Origin of the sequence: Acinetobacter lwoffii (genome assembly GCF_029024105.1) — a bacterium.
GTDB lineage: Bacteria > Pseudomonadota > Gammaproteobacteria > Pseudomonadales > Moraxellaceae > Acinetobacter > Acinetobacter lwoffii.
On sequence record NZ_CP118963.1, the window covers coordinates 1,381,143 to 1,402,123 of the forward strand.

15 protein-coding genes, 2 tRNA genes, 3 rRNA genes and 1 riboswitch are annotated in these 20,981 nt (G+C 43.3%); of the genes, 14 read left to right on the forward strand and 6 right to left on the reverse strand.

Annotated features, from left to right (window positions below; translation table 11 throughout):
• Positions 1-77: 77 nt before the first annotated feature.
• From PYW33_RS06745 to rrf, 8 genes are all read left to right on the forward strand, one after another.
• On the forward strand, positions 78-767 hold the full coding sequence (locus tag PYW33_RS06745) for a nitroreductase family protein (RefSeq protein WP_004645250.1): 690 nt from the start codon (positions 78-80) through the stop codon (positions 765-767).
• Between the two features lie 196 nt (positions 768-963).
• Positions 964-1,557, forward strand: a complete 594-nt coding sequence (locus PYW33_RS06750; protein ID WP_004645249.1) for a nitroreductase family protein — start codon at positions 964-966, stop codon at positions 1,555-1,557.
• A 198-nt stretch (positions 1,558-1,755) separates the two neighbouring features.
• Positions 1,756-2,370: a DUF2057 family protein gene (locus PYW33_RS06755; protein WP_004645248.1), complete on the forward strand. Its 615-nt coding sequence runs from the start codon at positions 1,756-1,758 to the stop codon at positions 2,368-2,370.
• Positions 2,371-2,841: 471 nt separating this feature from the next.
• Positions 2,842-4,379: ribosomal RNA gene (locus tag PYW33_RS06760) — 16S ribosomal RNA — on the forward strand.
• A gap of 60 nt (positions 4,380-4,439) precedes the next feature.
• Positions 4,440-4,516, forward strand: a tRNA-Ile gene (locus PYW33_RS06765).
• Between the two features lie 54 nt (positions 4,517-4,570).
• Positions 4,571-4,646 (forward strand) — tRNA-Ala (locus PYW33_RS06770).
• Positions 4,647-5,090: 444 nt separating this feature from the next.
• Positions 5,091-7,985, forward strand: a 23S ribosomal RNA gene (locus tag PYW33_RS06775).
• 191 nt (positions 7,986-8,176) lie between these two features.
• A 5S ribosomal RNA gene (gene rrf, locus PYW33_RS06780) occupies positions 8,177-8,291 on the forward strand.
• Together the 16S, 23S and 5S rRNA genes with 2 tRNA genes alongside form the textbook arrangement of a ribosomal RNA operon.
• A gap of 396 nt (positions 8,292-8,687) precedes the next feature.
• On the opposite strand, the gene PYW33_RS06785 is transcribed toward rrf, so the two are convergent.
• From PYW33_RS06785 to PYW33_RS06810, 6 genes are all read right to left on the reverse strand, one after another.
• Positions 8,688-9,269, reverse strand: coding sequence for a lytic transglycosylase domain-containing protein (locus PYW33_RS06785; RefSeq protein WP_004647111.1), 582 nt, complete (start codon positions 9,267-9,269; stop codon positions 8,688-8,690).
• A gap of 124 nt (positions 9,270-9,393) precedes the next feature.
• On the reverse strand, positions 9,394-9,885 hold the full coding sequence (locus tag PYW33_RS06790; RefSeq protein ID WP_004647110.1) for a GNAT family N-acetyltransferase: 492 nt from the start codon (positions 9,883-9,885) through the stop codon (positions 9,394-9,396).
• A 113-nt stretch (positions 9,886-9,998) separates the two neighbouring features.
• Complete coding sequence (locus tag PYW33_RS06795) at positions 9,999-11,198, reverse strand: acyl-CoA dehydrogenase family protein (protein WP_016806953.1); 1,200 nt, start codon at positions 11,196-11,198, stop codon at positions 9,999-10,001.
• 23 nt (positions 11,199-11,221) lie between these two features.
• Complete coding sequence (locus PYW33_RS06800; protein ID WP_171057018.1) at positions 11,222-12,508, reverse strand: acyl-CoA dehydrogenase family protein; 1,287 nt, start codon at positions 12,506-12,508, stop codon at positions 11,222-11,224.
• A gap of 244 nt (positions 12,509-12,752) precedes the next feature.
• Positions 12,753-14,129 (reverse strand): ABC1 kinase family protein, encoded by a 1,377-nt coding sequence (locus PYW33_RS06805; RefSeq protein ID WP_004647106.1) that lies wholly within the window; start codon positions 14,127-14,129, stop codon positions 12,753-12,755.
• A gap of 160 nt (positions 14,130-14,289) precedes the next feature.
• The gene (locus PYW33_RS06810) at positions 14,290-14,598 is read right to left on the reverse strand and encodes a hypothetical protein (RefSeq protein WP_004647105.1); all 309 of its coding nucleotides are present in this window, start codon (positions 14,596-14,598) and stop codon (positions 14,290-14,292) included.
• A gap of 200 nt (positions 14,599-14,798) precedes the next feature.
• On the opposite strand from PYW33_RS06810, the gene PYW33_RS06815 reads away from it, so the two are divergent.
• The 6 genes from PYW33_RS06815 (at position 14,799) to PYW33_RS06840 (ending at position 20,912) form a co-directional block, all read left to right on the forward strand.
• Entirely contained in the window at positions 14,799-15,185 is a 387-nt protein-coding gene (locus PYW33_RS06815) for a lysozyme inhibitor LprI family protein (RefSeq protein WP_004647104.1), read from the forward strand.
• A 203-nt stretch (positions 15,186-15,388) separates the two neighbouring features.
• Positions 15,389-16,399: a 50S ribosomal protein L3 N(5)-glutamine methyltransferase gene (gene prmB / locus PYW33_RS06820; protein WP_004647103.1), complete on the forward strand. Its 1,011-nt coding sequence runs from the start codon at positions 15,389-15,391 to the stop codon at positions 16,397-16,399.
• A 13-nt stretch (positions 16,400-16,412) separates the two neighbouring features.
• On the forward strand, positions 16,413-17,507 hold the full coding sequence (gene aroC, locus PYW33_RS06825) for a chorismate synthase (protein ID WP_004647102.1): 1,095 nt from the start codon (positions 16,413-16,415) through the stop codon (positions 17,505-17,507).
• Positions 17,508-17,574: 67 nt separating this feature from the next.
• Positions 17,575-18,096 (forward strand): GNAT family N-acetyltransferase, encoded by a 522-nt coding sequence (locus PYW33_RS06830; RefSeq protein WP_004647101.1) that lies wholly within the window; start codon positions 17,575-17,577, stop codon positions 18,094-18,096.
• Positions 18,097-18,221: 125 nt separating this feature from the next.
• The gene (locus tag PYW33_RS06835) at positions 18,222-19,130 is read left to right on the forward strand and encodes an AEC family transporter (protein WP_004647100.1); all 909 of its coding nucleotides are present in this window, start codon (positions 18,222-18,224) and stop codon (positions 19,128-19,130) included.
• Between the two features lie 314 nt (positions 19,131-19,444).
• A riboswitch (glycine riboswitch) is annotated at positions 19,445-19,532 on the forward strand.
• Positions 19,533-19,667: 135 nt separating this feature from the next.
• On the forward strand, positions 19,668-20,912 hold the full coding sequence (locus PYW33_RS06840; RefSeq protein WP_004647099.1) for a D-amino acid dehydrogenase: 1,245 nt from the start codon (positions 19,668-19,670) through the stop codon (positions 20,910-20,912).
• Positions 20,913-20,981: the final 69 nt, after the last annotated feature.

A 20,981-nucleotide genomic window follows, 5' to 3' on the forward strand; every position in this document is an offset into this window, starting at 1 on the left:
CTGCCCATCTTGATAAAGGCCTTATAATTGTAGGGGATTTTCTAAGCTGATTTGGCTTGTTTTTTGTGGGGTAGAAAATGGCATTGCTAAATAAGATTGGTCAGGTATTAACAAGCGATATAACCAAGGATTTTAAATTTTCAAGAAAAAATAAACTGAATGGTGATTTAGAACTGACTTTTGTCGATCAATTGAAAAAGCGCCGTAGTATCGATCAACTCGGTAAGCGGGTACATTATAGTCAGACTTATCTTGGCGAAATCATTCAGGAAGCAGTGCGCAGTTGCCCTTCGGCTTATGATTCTCAAACTACGCGCATTGTGGTGTTATTTGCAGATTCTCATCATCAATTCTGGGAAATTGTGAAACAGGTACAGCGTCAGCATATGCCGGCATCTATTTACGAAGGAATGGAAATCAAGTTGAATCAATGTGCTGCTGCCTATGGCACGGTTTTGTTTTATGAAGATCAAGCCGTGATTCAACAATTACAAAAGAAAATGCCATTAAATAGTGAAGATTTTCCAGCATGGTCGGAACAAACTTCCGGTATGGCGCAATTTGCTGTGTGGACGACGCTGGCAGATTCTGGCTTAGGAGCATCCTTACAGCACTACAATCCACTGATTGATGAAAGGGTCGCTGAGCATTTTGAAATTGAAAAGAACTGGTTGTTGCGAGCCCAACTTTGCTTTGGATCAATTGAACAAACAGTAGAAGAAAAATTACAAAAGCCGGATCAGCACCGTTTCAAAGTATTTAATTAAAAGTTTATAGAGAACTTTATATGTGACAGCATGGAAGCTGCAGATAAAATCAGATACAAATACGCTACCCAGATCTAAATCTGATTGTTCTATAAATAAAACACATTGTTATCGAAATGCACCTGTCTTGGGTGCTTAAAGCACGTAATATGACTTTATCGATTTTTTAATAATCAAAATATATAGAGGTGAATTCATGGCATTTTTAGATCAAATCAAACAACGCCGTAGCATTTATTCAATTGGAAAAAATGTAGAGCTGGATCAAGCAGAAATTGAGAAAATCATTAAAGATGCGGTGAAGCACAGTCCGTCATCTTTTAACTCGCAAACCTCGCGTGTGGTGATTTTATTTGGTCAATCACATGATACTTTCTGGCATATTGTACGTGAAACTTTACGTGATCTGGTTTCAGCAGATGCATTTGAATCAACCAATAGCAAGATCAATGCTTTTGCAGCAGGTTATGGTACCGCACTGTTTTATGAAGACCAGAACGTGGTGAAGTCGATGCAGGAGCAGTTTGCACTCTATGCCGATAACTTCCCGGTCTGGTCTGAGCATTCTTCCGCTATTGCACAGTTTGCAACCTGGACCGCTTTGGCAGAAAAAAATATTGGGGCTTCATTACAGCACTATAATCCAATTATTGATGAGGAAGTCGCACAAACTTTCGAGATTCCATCTCACTGGAAACTTCGTGCTCAACTGGTATTTGGGTCAATTGAAGCACCTGCAGGTGAAAAAACCTTTATGGATGATGCAGAACGTTTTAAGACCTTTGCATAAATAGTTTTAGATTAAAAAGAAGCACTTTGATGCTTCTTTTTTATGTCTTAGAGTTGGATTTGGATATGATGTGATATCTCTAGCAAATAAATGCTAAAAACACAGGCTGTATCATTCCAGCTTTTGTCATAAGATTGTCATTTAGACGCGGCATAGTGCAGCTAATTTTTAATAAACAACCAAAAATGAGTAAAGGATATGGGTTTACGTATTGCGGCAACTGCAGCAGTGTTTCTGTTTAGCACATCAGTTTTTTCAGCAGTGACCGTCACAGTACCTGAAGAAATAAAAATTGTTGCCGTAAATGATCAGGAGGTGAACTCGGGTCTATTGCGTTCTAATCAGACTTATAGCTTGGATGCAGGTATAAATGCGATCAGCGTACGCTATAACGAATTTTTCCAGCATTCAGACAATTCACATGACATTTTAAAGTCAGGTGTTGTTACGGTAAAAACACCCAGCCTTAAAGATGGTGAGACTTATCGTTTAGCACTCATTCAGGCGCCTAAGGATTTTGATGCAGCGCAAAAATATAAAGATCAGCCCATTATTGGTCTATATGATGCAAAAAATCAGCTCTTAGTCCAGCAGACGGGCGCTAAAGATGCAGCGAAACCATGGTTTGGAAATCGAGTGTTGACTAAAAAAGTGGATTTGACAACTCAAGCTGCGACAGAAGTTAATCAACCGGCAGCTATATATACTCAGTCAGCAGAACAGAATGATCAGCAGCTGATTCAATTATGGCAGAAGGCTTCTAAAGCTGAGCGTCAAAAATTTATGACTTGGCTCGCTGAGCAGGCAAATTAAAATATTTTGATGAAGAATCAAAAAGATCACCATTAAAGTGATCTTTTTTTTATAAGATGAGGGCTAGAAAATTAACATTTGCTTAAACTTTTCATGTGGAATTAGCTAGAAAAATGCAAAAAAAGTGTTAAAAATAGCCTTTTAGATTAAAAAATAAACGCATGATTGGTTTTTTTGAATATTTTTAAGAAAAGCCCTTGCGCTCGTTTTGAAACTGTATAGAATACGCAGCACACCAACGCAATGCATGAAACGAAACGTTAAGTGATTGGGTTGGAGCTTGAAACTGACGAGGTTTTAAGAAGATCATTAAGAGATTATGAAGAACAACTTGTGTGGATTTTTACTGGTTGATTGATCGAAATTATTTTCATTGATTGATGGTAGAAATTACTCGAAGTTTATTTGAGAAATATTTGTCAGAAAATTGATGAGCCAAGATTGGTGCCCTTTAAGGCACTACATAGTATTAAACTGAAGAGTTTGATCATGGCTCAGATTGAACGCTGGCGGCAGGCTTAACACATGCAAGTCGAGCGGGGAAATGTAGCTTGCTACATTACCTAGCGGCGGACGGGTGAGTAATGCTTAGGAATCTGCCTATTAGTGGGGGACAACATCTCGAAAGGGATGCTAATACCGCATACGTCCTACGGGAGAAAGCAGGGGACCTTCGGGCCTTGCGCTAATAGATGAGCCTAAGTCGGATTAGCTAGTTGGTGGGGTAAAGGCCTACCAAGGCGACGATCTGTAGCGGGTCTGAGAGGATGATCCGCCACACTGGGACTGAGACACGGCCCAGACTCCTACGGGAGGCAGCAGTGGGGAATATTGGACAATGGGGGGAACCCTGATCCAGCCATGCCGCGTGTGTGAAGAAGGCCTTTTGGTTGTAAAGCACTTTAAGCGAGGAGGAGGCTACCGAGATTAATACTCTTGGATAGTGGACGTTACTCGCAGAATAAGCACCGGCTAACTCTGTGCCAGCAGCCGCGGTAATACAGAGGGTGCAAGCGTTAATCGGATTTACTGGGCGTAAAGCGCGCGTAGGTGGCCAATTAAGTCAAATGTGAAATCCCCGAGCTTAACTTGGGAATTGCATTCGATACTGGTTGGCTAGAGTATGGGAGAGGATGGTAGAATTCCAGGTGTAGCGGTGAAATGCGTAGAGATCTGGAGGAATACCGATGGCGAAGGCAGCCATCTGGCCTAATACTGACACTGAGGTGCGAAAGCATGGGGAGCAAACAGGATTAGATACCCTGGTAGTCCATGCCGTAAACGATGTCTACTAGCCGTTGGGGCCTTTGAGGCTTTAGTGGCGCAGCTAACGCGATAAGTAGACCGCCTGGGGAGTACGGTCGCAAGACTAAAACTCAAATGAATTGACGGGGGCCCGCACAAGCGGTGGAGCATGTGGTTTAATTCGATGCAACGCGAAGAACCTTACCTGGTCTTGACATAGTAAGAACTTTCCAGAGATGGATTGGTGCCTTCGGGAACTTACATACAGGTGCTGCATGGCTGTCGTCAGCTCGTGTCGTGAGATGTTGGGTTAAGTCCCGCAACGAGCGCAACCCTTTTCCTTATTTGCCAGCGGGTTAAGCCGGGAACTTTAAGGATACTGCCAGTGACAAACTGGAGGAAGGCGGGGACGACGTCAAGTCATCATGGCCCTTACGACCAGGGCTACACACGTGCTACAATGGTCGGTACAAAGGGTTGCTACCTCGCGAGAGGATGCTAATCTCAAAAAGCCGATCGTAGTCCGGATTGGAGTCTGCAACTCGACTCCATGAAGTCGGAATCGCTAGTAATCGCGGATCAGAATGCCGCGGTGAATACGTTCCCGGGCCTTGTACACACCGCCCGTCACACCATGGGAGTTTGTTGCACCAGAAGTAGGTAGTCTAACCTTAGGGGGGACGCTTACCACGGTGTGGCAGATGACTGGGGTGAAGTCGTAACAAGGTAGCCGTAGGGGAACCTGCGGCTGGATCACCTCCTTAACGAAAGATTGACGATTGGTAAGAATCCACAACAAGTTGTTCTTCATACGATGTATCTGAGGGTCTGTAGCTCAGTTGGTTAGAGCACACGCTTGATAAGCGTGGGGTCACAAGTTCAAGTCTTGTCAGACCCACCACTACTGACGAAGCGCAAGCAGAAACAGAACGATACATTGACTTATTGATAAGCTGGGGACTTAGCTTAGTTGGTAGAGCGCCTGCTTTGCACGCAGGAGGTCAGGAGTTCGACTCTCCTAGTCTCCACCAAATTTCAAGACAAGAAAAGCATGCTTTTCCTTGAAATTTAAGCAAGAAGCTACGCTTCGCGCAGTATGTAATCATACAGTGATGAAGTTGTTTAGTTCCTAAGCGATCAGGTGTTTAGATCCTAGAGATTAACAAGTACAAGCGTTATGATACGCGCACTTGATAACCTCTGTGATTTATCACAGTTTCCTGACCTGACGAAGGCTGGAAAAATCATTAACAGAATATATTTGAGTTGAAATAATTTGTTCAAACTCGTTTCAAGTAGGCAACTACAAGAAATGAGTTCTAGCGAAATTAACTGAATCAAGCGTTTTGGTATATGAATCTAATTGAAGCTGTACAGTAGTTAAGTCTACGAAACGCCAACTGTATGAGTAAGTCGCAAGACAAGCTCTGTTGCTTATCCTACTTGTAAGGATAAACGACTGTTTGGGGTTGTATAGTCAAGTAATTAAGTGCATGTGGTGGATGCCTTGGCAGTCAGAGGCGATGAAAGACGTGATAGCCTGCGAAAAGCTCCGGGGAGGCGGCAAATATCCTGTGATCCGGAGATGTCTGAATGGGGAAACCCACTTACCATAAGGTAGGTATTGCAACATGAATACATAGTGTTGCAAGGCGAACGAGGGGAAGTGAAACATCTCAGTACCCTTAGGAAAAGAAATCAATTGAGATTCCCTCAGTAGCGGCGAGCGAAAGGGGAAGAGCCCATTAAGTCATATAAGTTCTAGTGGAACGCTCTGGGAAGTGCGACCGTAGACGGTGATAGTCCTGTACACGAAAGGGCTTATATGATGATGTCGAGTAGGGCGAGGCACGTGAAACCTTGTCTGAATATGGGGGGACCATCCTCCAAGGCTAAATACTCCTGACTGACCGATAGTGAACCAGTACCGTGAGGGAAAGGCGAAAAGAACCCCTGTGAGGGGAGTGAAATAGATCCTGAAACCGCATGCATACAAGCAGTGGGAGCCGGCTTAGTCCGGTGACTGCGTACCTTTTGTATAATGGGTCAGCGACTTATATTCAGTAGCAAGGTTAACCGAATAGGGGAGCCGTAGGGAAACCGAGTCTTAATAGGGCGTTTAGTTGCTGGGTATAGACCCGAAACCAGGTGATCTATCCATGAGCAGGTTGAAGGTTGGGTAACACTAACTGGAGGACCGAACCCACTGTCGTTGAAAAGCCAGGGGATGACTTGTGGATAGGGGTGAAAGGCTAATCAAACTTGGTGATAGCTGGTTCTCCCCGAAAGCTATTTAGGTAGCGCCTCGGACGAATACCATTGGGGGTAGAGCACTGTTTCGGCTAGGGGGTCATCCCGACTTACCAAACCGATGCAAACTCCGAATACCAATGAGTACTATCCGGGAGACAGACTGCGGGTGCTAACGTCCGTAGTCAAGAGGAAAACAATCCAGACCGCCAGCTAAGGCCCCAAAATTATAGTTAAGTGGGAAACGATGTGGGAAGGCATAGACAGCTAGGAGGTTGGCTTAGAAGCAGCCACCCTTTAAAGAAAGCGTAATAGCTCACTAGTCGAGTCGGCCTGCGCGGAAGATGTAACGGGGCTAAAACTATATGCCGAAGCTGCGGATGCATAATTTATTATGCGTGGTAGGGGAGCGTTCTGTAAGCCGATGAAGGTGGATTGAGAAGTCTGCTGGAGGTATCAGAAGTGCGAATGCTGACGTGAGTAACGACAATGCGAGTGAAAAACTCGCACGCTGAAAGACCAAGGGTTCCAGTCCAACGTTAATCGGGGCTGGGTGAGTCGACCCCTAAGGCGAGGCCGAGAGGCGTAGTCGATGGGAAATTGGTTAATATTCCAATACTTCTGTGTAATGCGATGAGAGGACGGAGAAGGTTAAGTCAGCCTGGCGTTGGTTGTCCAGGTGGAAGGTTGTAGGCATGTATCTTAGGCAAATCCGGGGTACTCTATGCTGAGAACTGATAGCAAGCTGTACTTGTACAGTGAAGTGGCTGATACCATGCTTCCAGGAAAAGTCTCTAAGCTTCAGTTACACAGGAATCGTACCCGAAACCGACACAGGTGGTCAGGTCGAGTAGACCAAAGCGCTTGAGAGAACTCTGCTGAAGGAACTAGGCAAAATGGTACCGTAACTTCGGGAGAAGGTACGCTGTTGTCTGTGATAGGACTTGCTCCTTGAGCGGCCGACAGCCTCAGAAACCAGGCCCCTGCAACTGTTTATTAAAAACATAGCACTCTGCAAACACGAAAGTGGACGTATAGGGTGTGATGCCTGCCCGGTGCTGGAAGGTTAATTGATGGGGTTAGCGTAAGCGAAGCTCTTGATCGAAGCCCCAGTAAACGGCGGCCGTAACTATAACGGTCCTAAGGTAGCGAAATTCCTTGTCGGGTAAGTTCCGACCTGCACGAATGGCATAATGATGGGGGCGCTGTCTCCAGCAGAGACTCAGTGAAATCGAATTCGCCGTGAAGATGCGGTGTACCCGCGGCTAGACGGAAAGACCCCGTGAACCTTTACTGCAGCTTGACATTGAACTTTGATCTTACTTGTGTAGGATAGGTGGGAGGCTTTGAAGTCGCGACGCTAGTTGCGATGGAGCCGTCCTTGAAATACCACCCTGGTAATATTGAGGTTCTAACTCTGTCCCGTTATCCGGGACGAGGACCATGTCTGGTGGGTAGTTTGACTGGGGCGGTCTCCTCCTAAAGAGTAACGGAGGAGTACGAAGGTGCGCTCAGCGTGGTCGGAAATCACGCGTAGAGTATAAAGGCAAAAGCGCGCTTAACTGCGAGACCCACAAGTCGAGCAGGTACGAAAGTAGGTCTTAGTGATCCGGTGGTTCTGTATGGAAGGGCCATCGCTCAACGGATAAAAGGTACTCTGGGGATAACAGGCTGATACCGCCCAAGAGTTCATATCGACGGCGGTGTTTGGCACCTCGATGTCGGCTCATCTCATCCTGGGGCTGAAGCAGGTCCCAAGGGTATGGCTGTTCGCCATTTAAAGAGGTACGCGAGCTGGGTTTAGAACGTCGTGAGACAGTTCGGTCCCTATCTACCGTGGGCGTTGGAAATTTGAGAGGATCTGCTCCTAGTACGAGAGGACCAGAGTGGACGAACCTCTGGTGTACCGGTTGTCACGCCAGTGGCATCGCCGGGTAGCTATGTTCGGAAGGGATAACCGCTGAAAGCATCTAAGCGGGAAGCCTACCTCAAGATAAGATTTCCCCGAGACTTTATGTCTCCTAAAGAGCCGTTGAAGACTACGACGTTGATAGGTTGGATGTGGAAGCATAGTGATATGTGAAGCTGACCAATACTAATTGCTCGTGAGGCTTGACTATACAACACCCAAACAGTTGTTGTATTAAGCATCAATCGATTCGATATTCAGCAAAACAGCTTGATTCATAAGCTCGTTAGTATGACAATATTCAACTCAAATAAAACCTGTTAATGAATTCTATTTGGTACGAAGTAAGGCATACGAAATAAACAGCGTAAATAAGACCCGAACAAGTCCATAAACAGTTGTGCTGGCGACCATAGCAAGAGTGAACCACCTGATCCCTTCCCGAACTCAGAAGTGAAACCTCTTAGCGCTGATGGTAGTGTGGGGTTACCCATGTGAGAGTAAGTCATCGCCAGCTCATTATTCGAAAATCCCCCTCCGCTAAGGCAGAGGGGGATTTTTTTATGTGGGGGATTTTAGATAAGATATTTAATATATCTATCTCAAAGCTGATCAGATTCTTCTGAGGCAGATGATTCCTGTCAATTTGTTTGACCTATTGAGATCTGTAAAGCTAGCGCTATAAGAGTTTATAAGCTGATCTTGTAAATTTTGGCACATAACAAACCAGCGAATCGCTGGTTTGTTATGGCAGGGTATTTTACCGAACACGCATATCACAACTGTAGTTAATATTTTCTAAATATGCTTTCATAGCAGAAATTTCAATAGGTATTATTTAATAACTACTAATTATCAAAGCTTTACATCAAATAGCCTAAGCATTATTAATTTAATTAGCTTAAATCAGTAATTATAGAGAGTCTTTCAGCATTTTTTTATGCTGTTTTACTTGTTTGGCATAACGTTTACCTTGTTTACGCATTTTACGATTATTTTCATAACCCGATGGACCTACATTATAATAGGCAAGCGCTTTCTTCCAGTCACCGGATGATTGATTATATTTAGAAAGAATATATGTACCACATTGGATATTACTGCTTTCATTGTATAAATCACCTGGACAAGTTTGTTGCCAATATCTCGGAATCACTTGCATCAAGCCTACCGCACCTGCTGGCGAAGTTGCCTGGCTACGATAAGTAGATTCCTGACGGATCATAGCCGCCACTAGAAGCGGATCTACACCCTGATTTTGTGCATGTTGAACAATTAAAGGTGAAACACGATTAGCTGTACTGGATGGGGTGGAATAAGCAGTTTGAATGCCTTTAGATAGTTTAGCTGCGCGCTTTTCTACCGGCCCTCCGCCCAAGGATGAGCAACCCACAAAAAGAAAAGTGCTCAATAAAATAGAAGAAAATTTAAAAGAATGAGAATTAAATAGTGAACGTTTAGATTTAATTAGATTGAATAAATGAGAAAAAAACAAACTGTGAATTCCATGCCTGAATAAACGTATTTCGATGTTAGGCAGCCTATATACAAGAGTCAAGCTTGCTGCTGATGAAAGCACTTTATTAATGTACAAATTTTATCTATTTACTAAAAAACCTCTAAGTTGAAAGGGTTTTCAGCATCCAGATTTCACAGGCTTCACTATGTCCGGTATTGCCTTCAGGCTGATCAAGATGCTGAAAACCTAATTTTTCATAGAGTTTCACCGCTTGCCAAAGCGCTTTAGTTGTTTCTAGATAGACTGACTTAATTTGATGAGTCTGTGCAAATTCAAAGGATAATTCTAAAATTTTCTTGGCAAAACCCTGCTGACGAATTTCAGGTAAAAAGTACATTTTCTGAATTTCTAAAATAGTTGCATCACCTTTTAATGGCGCAATTCCACCACCCCCGTAAATTTTATTTTGTTGATCCACAACAACCCAGTAAGCTGATTTTGGTTGCTGATAAACTTGATATAGCTCATCTAGAATAGAATCACCTACGGCAAAACCAGATTCTGCTGCCAGTCCAAATTCTTGGGAAACACGACGAATAATGTTTGCAATTTGGGCATTATCTTCAGGCTGAATAGGACGAATAGAGTACATATTGGACTGATTTTATTTTGAAAAAACGATGAATTTTTATAACCTTAAATCCTTAAAAAATCCATCGTTTAATTAACTCATGTAAGTTTAATTCGCTATTTAATGAGTAATCATTATTTTAATTCGCTCGATGATTTTCCTAGTTCCCGACGGGCAATAATCAGTTGCTGAATTTGCTGGGTGCCTTCAAAAATATCCAGAATCTTGGAATCACGCGCCCATTTTTCTAAAAGTTCAGTTTCGTTATAACCAATGGCTGCCGCAAGTTCGACACATTTTAAGGTAATTTCATTACCGATCCGACCGGCCTTGGCTTTGGCAATAGATGCTTCACGTGAATTTGGTTTGTGATTATCGGCCATCCAGGCGGCCTTCAGCATCAGCAAGCGTGCTGCTTCCCATTCAGCTTCCATACGATAGATTTGTGCTGCGATATTAGAGCTTTGTAAATACGGTGTGGCATAAGTGGAGTCCAGCTGATCCTTAAAAATCTCCTTGATGCGTTCCAGCGAGGCTTTCGCACAACCAATCGCCATGGCGGCGACCAGCGGACGAGTATTATCAAAGGTTTCCATCACGCCAGCAAAGCCTTTAGCAACATCGATTTCTGCATGGCCGAGCAAGTTTGCAGTAGGTACTCGACAGTTGATAAAGCTGATCGTGGCAGTATCGGATGATTTAATCCCTAATTTATGTTCCAGTCGTTCAACCTTCATTCCTGGAGTACCTTTGGTCACCACAAATGATTTAATGGCTGATCGTCCCAGCTTTTTATCCAGAGTTGCCCAAACGACCACTGCATCAGCACGCTCTCCAGAGGTCACAAAAATTTTCTCGCCATTCAGAATATAGTCATCACCGTCTTTAGTCGCAGTGGTACGAATCGCAGCGGAATCTGAACCGCAACCTGACTCGGTAATCGCCATGGCCGCCCAAGTTCCATGAAAACGGTGCAATTGCTCCTCATTGGCAACGGCTGCAATGGCTGAATTTCCTAATCCTTGGCGTGGCATCGAGAGTAATAAGCCAGTATCGCCATAACACATTTCAATAATGCTCAGGGCAGTAGATATATTAATGCCATTTTTATTGCTGTTGTCTGCATCGCCCCGTTTATTCACCGCTGCACCAGCATTCATGCCTTCACTACCTTGGTTCATGCCATCCACGACTGAAGCTAGCATGTCTAGTTCTATCGGATAAGCATGTTCAGCCTTGTCGTATTTACGTGAAATCGGACGCAAAACATTGAGGGCAACTTCATGTGCTTGATCAATCAAAAGCTTAAATTTTTTTGGAGTTTGTAGATTCATCATTGTTCTTCTTTATGTTCTGATCAGGCATGTAAGCCAGAATGGAGAATGGCAGTGGCTCGCAGGTCTCTATACCAGCGTTCTACCGGATGTTCTTTGGTAAAACCATGACCACCCAAAATCTGTACACCATCGGTGCCTATTTTCATGGATTTTTCTGCGCAGAGCAGACGTGCCAAATAAGCCTCACGATGAAAAGCTTGACCGGATTCAGCCAGACTGGCGGCATTCATGATCAACATTTGCATAGCGTCAATTTCAATGGCCATATCAGCAATCATAAAGGCGACACTCTGACGATGAGAAATCGGTTCGCCAAAGGCAATACGGTCATTGGCGTATTGCACACAGTATTTTTTGACTGTTTCACAGGTGCCCACCGCCATCGCACACCACATTAAATTACCCAGATCAACAAAAGCTGCATAATCAAAATCTTTATCTCCCAGACGTTGAGCTGGAGTATTTTCAAATTTGAGCGTAACGGTTTCAGTGGCCTTTAAACCCATAGCCGGCGATTTTTTCGCAGTGATGGTACTGTCGCGTTGCACCACAAAGACCTCAGCTCTGCCATCCAGATCAGCACTGACCAGATACAGATCGGCACTTTCTCCCAAGAGCACTAAGGTCTTTTCACCCAGAATTAGATAATGTCCCTGATGTGCAACAGCCTTGGTTTTAAGTTGCTCCGGGTTAAACGCTGCTGTTTTTTCCTGTACTGCAAAGGTGGCCTTTAACTCAGGATTCTCTGCGAAAGCGCCCAGATATTCTGCCTGAATCTGCTCTGAGCCCCAGCGGGTAATGGCGTTAATGACACTAAAAGTCGAAAGTAAGCCAGCCGTCAGACTGAAATCACCCTGAGCCAAATGTTGAGCGATTAAAATATTGCTGACGATATTCTGTTCCGATGCAACGCCCCCCAATGCTTCAGGCAGGGCATAGAAATTCAAACCTAAATCAGTGCTGTATTGCGAGAGTTCATGGGGAAATAATTCATGCTGATCTGCATTATGCGCCAAGGGATACAGCACCTCTTGGGCAAATTGCTGCATGGCATTACAGGTCATTTGCTGCTCTTCAGTCAGGTTTAGATCAAATAAGGATTTAGACTGATGCGGGAGACGTTGTTTTTGAATCTTCTGGCCAGATTTCAGGATTTTCTGGGTTTGACTCAGTGTTTTGAATCCTGCTTTTGAACTTTGATAAAGCGATTTTTCAACAAATTTACGCAGTTTTAATTGGTCTAATACTTCGCTACCCGCGATTTTTGTCAGTAGGGACAAGCCAAATCCTTGGGCTTTATTCACCATATTATTCATTCTGATTATCCTAAAGGTGTTGTCACGTTATTTTTTAATACTGACATGCACTCAGAGATAAAACCATGTCATCCCTGACATGAATGATTGACAATTTTTAGGTTTTTTGGATTGAAGAAAGGGATGAATAAATCAATGAAAATTAAAAGAAAGATAAAAATATAAAAAATCAAATATGTCTAGAAATTGACCCGAATGACAAAATCATCCAGGTCTTTTTGATGCAGGTTTTATTTTAAGAGAGATGATGTTTAATCATGGCACGCACATTGGTTTTGGCATCAATCACGGTCATAAAAGTATAGGCACCGATAAATTTACGACTAATAAACATAAATTCTTTAGGTGGAACACTGAAATAACGTGAAGCCATTGATCTCGACGCCTGTTGCATCACACGACTATGCAGCTGGCTTTTTTTCCAGTCATAACGGTTATGTTCATCCATGATGCCAGCTGGCAATTCTTGATTATTTAGCGGTGAACTAAACGCTTCGGTGGCCAGTAAAAAGACTTTGGCCATATCCGGTTTGATGCTTTGTGGAATCGAATCAAAAAATTCATAACCAGTCATCGCTTTGACCATCATATCCGAGTCATGATGATAGCCTGCTTGAATCAGATTACGTGCAACACTCAGCAGATGCTGGTCAAACTGACGGATCGCGCCAAAGTCGAGCAGAATGATCTTGTCGTGCACATCTGCGCCATTGCCGAGACGAACCAGATAATTACCAAAGTTCGGATCGGTTTGCATCTCGCCCCATTCGAAGATTTCACGCACTGCAATTTCTAGAGAGGCTTCACCTAGCTGGTTGCGGCGTTCTTGGGGTAAGGACAACATCACTGGGCTGTTGATCGGCACACCGCGTTCAAAAGTCATGCACAGCACACGATCTGAGCAATATTCATTAATAATGGTTGGGACGATATAGCGAGGATCATCTTTTAAACGGGCAGCAAAACGACGCGTGGTATCTGCTTCAATCTGATAATTTACTTCACGATGCATCATTTCACGGACTTCATCGAACCATTGGTCGAATTCGCGAGTCTGTGGCACGATGCGGGTCAATTTCAGCATGTTTTTAAATAGGCTCATATCCGAATCAATGGCTTCTGCCACACCCGGATACTGAATTTTTAACACCAGTTCCATGCCGTCAGATTTTCGGGTAGCGCGATGTACCTGTGCCAAAGAAGCTGTGCCCAAAGGTTCATGATCAATGGTGAGATCGTCGAGTTTAGAGCCGAGTTGTTGCTGTAACTGGGTCTTGATGGCTGGCCATGCCAATGCTACCGTCTGATTGTTCAGAGTATTGAGGGCCTGAGTGACTTCTTCTGGCAGAAAATGCTCACCGTACAGCGCCATCATCTGGCCAATTTTAACGATAGACCCTTTCAGCTTGCCAATTTCTGCTACCAGATAATCGGCCTGTTCTTTCATGGCTTTTTTACGTTTTTTTTCTTTTTCTTCTTCGCTTGAGAACATGGAGCTTGCACTAGAAGCCGCCCAACGCGTGCCTGCCAGCAAGGATGCCTTTGCGATCGATAAGCGTCGATCCATAGAGGAGGTTTTCAGTTGTTTAAGCTTATCGTTCTGATCTGACATGTAAACTCGATCCTTTCATCATCAGCATGAAGCAGAATAAATCATTGTAAGGGATAGTAGCGTTTCTGCACGTATTAAAAAAGTTTAAGCCGCTGAATTCATAGTAAAAGCTAGGCAAGCTTTCATTTATTCACCAGTTTGTATCAGTTTAGACAGGGCATTATGCCATTTGAAATTGGATTTTTAATTCGGATCGTTGTTGTAACTGTTGTTTATTTGTTTGAATATGTTGATGAATCAGGCGCTGTACGCTGTCATGCATGAAGCCCAAAGCATAGCCTTTTACAATCACAATACTTGGCAAGCCAAAAAACAGATATTTAGCATCGTCCAATGTCGCATTGGTAAATACGCCATGTTGCATTAAGGTCGACTGCAAAAATACCTTTTCTTGCTGCACCTGACTGGAGGCTTTATCATTCCAGTAATTCTGGCGCATCGCCATAAGATTATTGTGCTTATAGCTCATAGATCTGGGCTCATTTGAAGATTGAATGCGGATTATATGTGGGTCATGTGCCAATTTTCAATTGTGCAACTGTTTAATCTTTCATTCCGAGAAAGGCATAGGATTTTTGTCTGGACTGCGTTAATATCAGTGGATAATTTAAACAATATTGATTGTTAAACATTTATTGGGATTGTACCGGTTTCGGTCAAGGGGAAGTTATGCGTCTTGCATGGTTTTTAGTTGCAATTTTTGTGGGTACTGCGGTTCAGACACAGGCTGCTGTTGGGTATTCCAAGGAATATACACAGTGCATGAATTTTAGTTATGGTAATACACCCAAAGCGGAAAAATGCCTGGAAAAAGAGCTGAAAGTTCACAATAAACGTCTGAAGAAAAACTATAAAACTTATCTTAAATTGAATCCGAACCAGACCGCCGCCATTCGCAGTCAGCATGTATTGTGGGAGCGTAAACTGTCCCAGCAATGTAACTTTAGAATGTCAGGAAAATATGCCAAGCAGCAACAGGGTCAATGTATGCTGGCTTTGATCATGGATCAGGCTAATCTTTATCAATCTCGTTCTTATGCGTCCGGTTTTCGATAAATCATCATAGTATTAGTATCGGCATTTAACAGAAACATCCCTGAATAAAGTAAACATTTATCTGCATAATCGCTTACAAAAACAGGAATTTTATAATTTTTGTGGGCGTAGAGAATTCGTGTTTTTCATGCTTTAGCATTATAAAAGCAGGCAAAACAAGGTATCATAAGGCGTTTAAAAAAATGACCTTGGAGACGCCTTAAGTGGATCGACCGACTATTAGCCCTGAACATATGCAGGAAGCCGCTGAAAATTTAACCACCATTCGTGATTTTATTCGTTTTGGTGTGACAGCATTACGTCAATACGATGCACATTTGGGCCAAGGCACAGAAGATTATTTTGCTGAAAGTTCAGCGCTAGTGCTGCAAACCCTGTCGCTAGAATGGAAAGCGGACGCTGAAATTTTAGATGCCAAATTATTACCAAGTGAAAAAGCCGAATTTTTAAGTCTGCTGGAACGCCGTATTAATGAAAAAGTACCAACTTCATATTTATTGAACCTGGCTTACTTCGACGGTAAACCTTATTACGTTGATGAGCGCGTGCTAATCCCTCGTTCACCGATTGCTGAACTGATTCAGAACCGTTTTGCCCCGTATTTCCTAGGCGAACATGGTCAAATGGGTGAGGCAGTCAACAACTTGCCGGAAAACCCGAATCCAAAGACGCCTCAACGTATTCTAGATATGTGTACCGGTTCAGGCTGTATCGCGATTGCCTTGGCTTATGCTTTCCCTGAAGCGGAAGTGGATGCGACTGATATTTCCAAAGAAGCCTTGGAAGTTGCGCAAATCAATACTGAGCATCATGACAAGCAATATCAGATCGCATTGCTTGAATCGGATTTGTTCGAAAAAATTCCGGCTGAAAATCAATACGATTTAATCGTATCTAATCCGCCGTATGTCGATGCGGAAGATATGGCGGATTTGCCTGAGGAATTCCATCATGAGCCTGAGCTTGCGCTTGCTGCAGGTCAGGATGGTCTGGATCTGGTACGTAAAATGCTGGCTCAAGCTGCAGATTATCTGACTGAGAATGGCCTGATCGTGATCGAAGTGGGTAACTCAGAATGGGCAATGCGCCAAAACTTCAATTCGGTTGATTTCTACTGGTTACAATTCCAGAAAGGTGGTACGGGTATCTTTGCATTGACTGCAGAGCAATGTCGTACCTACCGTGATTTATTCATACAGTCTATTCAAGCATAAGGAGTCGTTTGACATGGCAGGTAATAGTATAGGGCAACTGTTCCGTGTAACGACTTGTGGTGAATCTCACGGTGTTGGCCTGATGGCGATCATCGATGGGGTTCCACCCGGCATTGAGCTGACTGAAGCTGATTTGCAAAAGGATCTGGACCGCCGTAAGCCGGGTACATCGAAATTTGCAACCCAACGTAAAGAACCCGATGAAGTAGAAATTATTTCCGGTGTGTTTGAGGGTAAAACCACCGGTACTTCAATTGGTTTGTTAATTCGTAATACGGATCAAAAATCGAAAGACTACGGCAATATTGCGCAGACATTCCGACCGGGTCATGCTGACTATACCTATACCCAAAAGTATGGTTTCCGTGATTACCGTGGTGGAGGCCGTTCAAGTGCGCGTGAAACGGCAATGCGTGTTGCTGCGGGTGCAATTGCCAAGAAATTCCTTTTCGAGAAATTTGGCATTGAGATTCGTGGTCATGTAACCCAGATTGGTACTGAAAAAGCAGAGAAACTGGACTGGAACGAAGTTCCAAACAATCCGTTTTTCTGTGGCGATGTGGATACAGTACCGCGTTTTGAAGCGCTAGTGACGTCTTTGCGTGAGCAAGGTACCAGTTGTGGCGCTAAACTGGAGATCATTGCATCTAAAGTGCCAGTCGGTTGGGGCGAGCCAGTCTTTGATCGTCTAGATGCTGACATCGCGCATGCCATGATGTCGATTAATGCCGTTAAAGGTGTAGAAATCGGTGATGGCTTTGGCGTCGCTGAACAGTTTGGTCATGAAAGCCGTGATGAATTGACAACTGATGGCTTCCTGGCCAATCATGCTGGCGGTATTCTAGGTGGTATTTCTAGCGGTCAGGACATTCGTGTTGCGATTGCGTTGAAACCGACTGCATCTATCACCACGCCAGGTAAAACCATCAATATTGATCGTGAAGATACTGATGTGTTGACCAAAGGTCGTCATGATCCTTGCGTAGGTGTGCGTGCAACCCCGATTGCTGAAGCGATGCTGGCGATTGTGCTGATGGATCACTTCATGCGTCACCGTGCGCAAAATGCCGATGTTGTTGCGCCATTTGCACCGATTGAACCTAAATAATTTGCTTTAACTTTAAAGTGAAATTGTTTTAAAGTCAGACTCCGGTCTGACTTTTTTTATTTATAAAATGAATCACTATAAAAATATACGATTGGCGAGCAAGGCTGATGTTCAGCAACTTACTATACTGATTAATACAGCTTATCGTACTCCTGGTGGATGGACGACTGAAGCAGGAATGATCCAGGGTGATCGTATTCAAGAAAAACAGTTATATGACTTGCTCAATTTAGAAAATTTTCAGCTCTTTGTGTTGGAAATTGATAATAAGCTTCTTGGTTGTATTGGCGTGAGCTTAGGACAGCAAGTAGCAGAGATTGGAAGCTTTGCTGTTGCACCTGCTGAGCAAAACTCGGGTTATGGCAAGCAATTATTGGACTTTGCCGAATCCCATATTTTCGAAATATTTAAAAAGAAAGTGATTCAGATGTCAGTATTAAATGTCCGTATTGAACTGCTGGCATATTATCAGCGCCGTGGCTATCAGCTGACTGAAAAGATTGAAGCATATCCACTGGGTCAAAATGTCGGAGAACCGTTGATTCCGTTACATTTGCTGATTTTAGAAAAAATCAGCAAATCAATATGATTAGTTGATGAAAATTCAAGCTTTTTACTGCTTAAATTGAGTAGTGGGAAAGCTCCTGAACATGCTAAGTTTTCTGTTCAGTCTAAGTGACTTAAGATTAGGCAGAAAACAGACCAGGATGTCATATGCTGCATATTATTTTAACTTCTTTATTTCCTCTCATCGGACTGATCAGCTTTGGCTATTTACTTAAGCGCAGGCAATGGTTGAGTGATGATTTCTGGCGAGGCGCAGAAAAGTTAAATTATTATGCACTGTTTCCAGTGATGCTATTTTTAAATCTGGCCACTGCCAAGATTCAAATGGCAGTCATTGAAGATGTGGTGCTGGTTGTATTTAGCATTATGGCTGTGGTCAGTATTGCATTGTATATTTTGCGTCATATTTACCAGATATCTTATGCGCGTTTCGGCGTGTATGTCCAAGGTTTACTACGCTTTAACACCTATATTGGCCTTGCTGCTGTCAGTGCCTTATTTCAGCAGCAGGGTATGACTATTTTCGCGGTGATCATGGTGCTGTGTATTCCTTTGGTGAATGTCTTATCGGTACTGGCATTTACCCGTAATCACGAAATGCAGCTCACCAAAATTATTCTCGGCTTGGCTAAAAACCCATTAATTCTGGGCTGTATTGTCGGTGGTTTATTTAATCTTTCCGGTTTGTCACTCTGGACTGGAGCAGAGCAGTTCCTTAAACAGATTGCACTGTGCAGTTTGCCACTCGGTTTGATGTGTGTGGGCGCTGCCTTACAGTTTCAGGGCTTTCAGCGTGATATGTTGCCACTCAGCCTGATGACCTTTGGTCGCCTGTTCGGAATGCCGCTGATTGCATTTTTAGTGTGTAAAATTTTCCAGATTGATGCATTAACTACTCAGGTATTAGTCTTGTTCTTTGCACTTCCTACCGCCTCAGCTTCGTATGTTTTAACCCGGGTATATGGCGGCGATAGCGAGTTAATGGCCAGTATTATTAGTGTACAAACAGTGGTCGCAGCAGGCAGTTTATTGATGATACTTTCTTGGATTATTTAAAACTCTAAAATGCATGATAAAAGTCTAAATTTTGCTTTGGATGATATATACTTTGAATTATTAAAATAGCCTAAGCCATAATGAAACTCTATTTAAGCGCCAAAACTAAATAAGTCTTAGAATTTTATAAAGGGTAGAACTTACTGGTTTTACTTACGGCAGCAAAATCTAAAAATTTAATATCGAGGCAATATCCTTCATTACACATGTATGCTGTTAATTAAGAAAAAAATCATGGATAAATTCACGTGAATTAACATAAATAAAAACTGTGTTTTTCCTAAAAATGGTATATAAATTGCTCATGATAATAAAACATTATTGCAGGAGAGAAATGCTTCTGCATTCGCCGAAGGAGCAAGGTCCCAGGAAACTCTCAGGCAAAAGGACTGTGATAATGGATAAAGACTCTGGAGAGAAGTGTTGAATCACTCACCGAAGGGGAAGGTGGCCGCATTGATGTGCAATGCATCTACCGAAGCTCTCAGGTACACATGACAGATGGGAAAAGACATCAATATAATCAAGGAGGTGTCTATGCATCATGTCGTGGTGATTGGGGCCGGGATTACCGGAGTAACCACAGCTTATGAGCTTGCATTATCAGGCTATCAGGTGACCGTGGTGGATCGGCATCTATATCCGGCAATGGAAACATCCTTTGCCAATGGCGGCCAGCTGTCTGCCTGTAATGCCGAAGTCTGGAACCAGAAAGCCACGGTACTCAAAGGCATCAAATGGATGTCACAAAAAACCGCACCACTTTTGCTCAATCCTTCTTTCAGTGTGCATAAATACAGCTGGCTCATGGAATTTCTGGGCAATATCAAACATTATGAAGCCAATACCCGAGAGACTGTACGGCTGGCTTTACTGGCAAGAGCACGTTTATTTGAAATTGCCGAAACAGAAAATATTGATTTTGATCTAGAAAAACGCGGAATTTTACATTTTTATCATAACAAGACGGATTATGATATTGCGATCAAAGTGAATGATCTGTTGTGTAGCGGTGGTCTGGAGCGCAATGCAATTTCCAATGCAGAAATCAAGCAGATCGAACCTGCATTAACTGGCGATTATTATGCTGGATTCTACTGTCAGAGCGATGCCACCGGCGATATTCATAAATTTAGTACCGGTCTGGCCAAAGCCTGTATGCAAAAAGGTGTGAAATTCGAATTTGGTCAAGATGTTTTCGCTGTTGATCATCAGGCTCAAAATATTCGGGTTAAATGCAAACCTAGTACTGAAAATGTCCATTCCTCTCCAGATGACATTCTGGAAATTAATGCAGATGCCGTTGTGGTCTGTGCAGGGGTTGGTAGCTATCAACTGGCTGAGATTCTTGGTGAACGGGTCAATGTTTATCCAGTCAAAGGCTACTCGATTACCGTGCAACTGAATGATGAGCAGAGCCAGAAAAATGCACCTTGGGTCAGTTTACTGGATGAAAGCGCCAAAATTGTCTTGTCACGTCTAGGCAAGGATCGTTTGCGTGTTGCAGGAACAGCCGAGTTTAATGGCTATAACCGGGATATTCGTGCAGACCGGATTCAACCTTTAATTGACTGGACCAATCGTAATTTTGATCTGTGTACTGAGCATGTCGTACCTTGGGCTGGCTTACGTCCAATGATGCCAAATATGATGCCTGTGATACGCCGTGGCAAACATGAGCGAGTTTTTTACAATACCGGGCATGGTCATCTGGGCTGGACTTTATCAGCTGCAACGGCTGCAATGATCAGTCAGGAAATTGCGCAATACTATCCTGCTTAAATTGATAGCCCGCTTGCGGGCTGCTTTTTACACCAAAAATCTCATTTTATATAACAATAAATTTTAATA